At 40.5% G+C, this 4,067-nt stretch carries 3 protein-coding genes and 1 pseudogene; all 4 read left to right on the plus strand.

Annotation, left to right across the window (positions count from 1 at the left end):
* Nucleotides 1-285 (plus strand): annotated as a pseudogene (locus tag QNK26_RS14060) (MFS transporter); the annotation flags it as partial.
* Between the two features lies 1 nt (nt 286).
* Complete coding sequence (gene ssb / locus QNK26_RS14065; RefSeq protein ID WP_319224043.1) at nt 287-922, plus strand: single-stranded DNA-binding protein; 636 nt, start codon at nt 287-289, stop codon at nt 920-922.
* A gap of 274 nt (nt 923-1,196) precedes the next feature.
* Nucleotides 1,197-3,119, plus strand: a complete 1,923-nt coding sequence (locus QNK26_RS14070; protein WP_319224045.1) for an EAL domain-containing protein — start codon at nt 1,197-1,199, stop codon at nt 3,117-3,119.
* Nucleotides 3,120-3,263: 144 nt separating this feature from the next.
* On the plus strand, nt 3,264-4,067 hold an 804-nt coding region (locus tag QNK26_RS14075; protein ID WP_319224046.1), incomplete at its 3' end, for a biogenesis protein MshI.

The following is a 4,067-nucleotide window of genomic DNA, read 5'->3' on the forward strand; positions in this document are numbered from 1 at the left end:
CAATTGGGTTCACAAGGTTTATTCTTTATTATTGCTGCGGTAATGATAGTGTGGTTTATTATTTCTTTGGGGTTAGAAAATGTCGGTCAAGTGAAGGCGCATACCATCGCGGTGACCATTTCAAACCAAAGAGAAGCTGAATTAATAGCCGAAAAGCTAATATCGCTATCCGGTATTAATGAAGCTGTAGTAGTATTAGAAGAGCAGGTTGCTTATTTAAAAGCGACTAAAGATTTTGAAATAGACCAGGCTTTGAACCTGGTTCGTGAACAGCACAGGAGCTAGCATGGCCAGTCGTGGCGTAAATAAAGTAATTATTCTTGGTAATTTAGGTAATGATCCTGAAATCCGCTCATTCCCAAATGGTGGCGCGGTTGCCAATCTAACGATTGCGACAAGTGAATCGTGGCGTGATAAGCAAACTGGCGAACAGCGTGAGAAAACTGAATGGCATCGTGTTGCTGTATTCGGTAAGCTAGCTGAAATTGCTGGTGAATACTTACGTAAAGGTTCACAGGTATACATTGAAGGCGCATTGCAAACACGTAAATGGCAAGATCAAAATGGCCAGGACCGTTACACAACTGAAGTTGTAGTACAAGGTTTTAACGGTGTAATGCAAATGATTGGTGCTCGCCAAGGCGGTCAACAGCAGCAGCAAGGTGGTGGTTATAATCAACAACCACAACAGCAGCAGAACCAAAATGCAGGTTGGGGTCAGCCACAACAACCTGCAGCTGCACCGCAACAGCAAGGTGGAGGTTATAATAATAGTAACCAACAGCCGCAACAAGCACCACAACAGGCTCCACAGCAGCAAAGCTATGCTCCACAACAGCAAGCACCTGCAGCAGCGCCTCAAGCACCACAGCAAGGTTTTAACGAACCATCTGCTGACTTTGATGACGATATTCCATTCTAGATCATGGAAGAGTCATTCGTTTGATTGTTGAGATATAATGTATGAAGCCCCGATTTTCGGGGTTTTTTTGTATTTGCGATTGAATGTTATTGATAATTATTCATGCTGAGTGTTCGTTTTAATATTTTTATTGTGTTAACCCCTCATGCTATTAGTTTTTATATGTCATTAATCGCATAATACAGTAGAATAATTAACTATATCGGCGCTATTTTGTCGTTATCATAATCTGTGTGTTGTCATGGAATTCTGATATAGGGATGTATAAGAATATATGAAATTTACCAATAAACTAATTGGTTTTATTATCTTTTGTGTACTTTCATCGGTCGGCGTAGTGTTACTCGGCGGTGCGGTGAGTTTACGCGAACTCGCGATTGAAACTCAAAAACAAAATATCTCCCGTCTGATTGATGTCATGGATGAGCAACTCGCGATGGAAGATAGCGAGCCGCGTTTTGCATTCTGGTTACCTGAGTTATTGCGTGCCCATTCAGTGCTTCAATTAAGTGTTGAAAAAGAGGGTATCGTCAGTTATTACTTTGATGCCAACACTCCTGATACCTATGGTGTTACATCCTTCCTTAAAGAATATAACTTTGAATTGCGATCGAACAGTGATTTCACCGCGAAGGTGGTGATGATCTCGCCGTTTTATGCGATGGAATACCCTACGGAATTATTAACCGGTGTCGGGACTGGGTTAGTGATTGCTTTGTTTGGTTTAGTTATTGCGATTCGGTTACTTAAAAAAGGCATGCATGGGGCAGAGGTGTTGTCGCTTCGCAGTTATCAGATCCTCAATGGTGACCACCTCAAAGTCGCTGTTGGTGGTGAATCTGAATGGCCAAAGGCAACCAGCCGTGCTTTTGATAAATTGATTGCCGATCTCGAAGATACTAAACAAGAACGCAGCCGCTTTGACTCGTATATGCGAACCAATGCTTTTGTGGATGCGTCAACGGGGATTGGTAATCGTGATTTCTTTTTAAATCAATTAGAAGCAATGTTATCAGATCCTGGGGTCATTGCTGGTACGGTGATAAAAATTGAACTGTATGAGTTATCACAATTAAACTATGATCATGGCGTCGCTGACGTTGATGAAATGGTTAAGTCGGTCAGTGAGTTACTGAGTAAATTTATCGACCGTTTTACTGGTTCTGTCCTGGCTCGTTATCGTGGTGATCAGTTTACTATTTTATTACCCAGGATCACTGGTCCTGAATCCGAAATTGTGATGAAGCAATTATATAAGTTGTTAACCAGAGTCAGTTTATCGACGCCCGTTGATTGTGATGAATTATTTTATACCGGAGTGGCAATTTATAACTACGGCGAAGGTGCGGAAGAGGTATTAGAAAACGTCGATCAAGCTTTAAAAATAGCGGTGCTGCAAGGCAGTTCTGGTTGGTTCCTATATGAGCAAGAAGATCCGTTCCCTATGTATGCAAAAGGGACGGTTAAATGGCGTGGATTATTCGATAAAGCCTTTAAAAATAATGCTTTTAATTATGAGTATCAGCTAATTTTGAGCATGAAAGACAAGCAGGTATTAGGGCATGAAGTTTATCCAAGACTGAAAGATGAAAACAATGAATGGGTGCATGCGGGGGTGTTTTTACCGATGGCGGAGAAATGTGGAGTATTAAAGCGCATTGACCGACTGACTGTGGAACGGGCTATTTCGAGTTTAGAGCAAGATGAACCGATTACGTGTGGTATCAATTTAGATATACAGAGCTATTTAGATAAAGGTTTCATGCGCGCTGTTTATTTAGATGTCATTCGTTTACCGATGAAATTACGTTCGATGCTACATTTTGAGATCCATGAATTTCAAATTAATCGTAATTTAGCCATGTTATTAGAACCGGCGAAAAACCTGAAAGCGCTCGGCTGTTGTATTGTTGTTGATATGGTCGGCCAGGATGTGGTTGATTCTTCTTATATTAAAAAGCTCGGTGTTGACGTTATTAAGATCCACCCGAGTTTAGTGCGTGATTTACATAAGCGCCAAATTAACCAATTAGCTATCCGCAGTATCCTCGGAGGCACTGTCAATTTAGCGACTAACGTGATTGCCGTCGGAGTTGAATCGAAAGGTGAGTGGGATGCTCTGAATAAACTGGGTGTTTATGGTGCGCAAGGTGATTTTTGCAATAAACTCAGTGTATTAAGTGAGTCTCAAAGTTAGTTTATAGTGATGTCATAATTATTTTTTGGTGATATTGTTGTGCTAATATCACACTTTGCTTACTACTTAATGCCGATTAAAGTATGATAGCGCATCGGCTAATTGGTAATTTTTATCTCATTTATTTAGGTGTCACAAAGTTTTATGCGTATACCCTGGTTAAAAAATCGTAATACACAAGCAAAACTGGGTATTTTTATCGCTAAGCAGCGTGTTGATGTCTGCGCTTTGTCAGCGGGTAATGATGCGATTGCAGTGCTTGATTCAACGGCGTTTCATGACATATCTGCATTGATTAAGACGCTTAATGAGCTAGTATCGAAACATAATTTACAGGCATCAAATTGCCATGTGGTGCTATCGAATCAACTTTATCAATTACTACAAATTGATAAGCCGGGTGTACCTGACGATGAAATTGCGAATACCCTGCCTTTCATTGCCAAAGAATTTATTAGTGAAGCGATTGATACCGTGGTATTTGATTATTTTGCGGTACCGAAGCAAAATAAAATTCATTTAGTCTACTGCCAAAAGAGCTTAGTTGAATTAATTGTCACCGCAATACAACAAGCAAATATGGAGCTGATGAGCATAGGTATTGAGGAATTAGCGACAGCGAACTTATTTCATACCCCTGCCAACGCCGAGCAGAAAAGTACGCAGATGCTGATATCTCAACAGGATCATCAAGAAGTTAATTTAACCATTATTTATGATAACCAGTTGTATTTCTCACGGCGTTTACGGGGGTTTTCGCGTCTCCGTGACTTGCAAGAAAATCAACTTGATAGCCCATTATTGGATAATTTTAGTTTAGAAATTCAACGTTCAGCGGACTTCGCTGTTAGCCAGTTGAAATTACCTGAAGTGAAAGAGATTAATTTAGCCTTGTCGAGTGCAATGTTAGAGCCGCTTATCAACCGTTTACAGCTTAACTTTACGATC

The organism is Moritella sp. (assembly GCF_033791185.1).
Classification (GTDB): domain Bacteria; phylum Pseudomonadota; class Gammaproteobacteria; order Enterobacterales; family Moritellaceae; genus Moritella.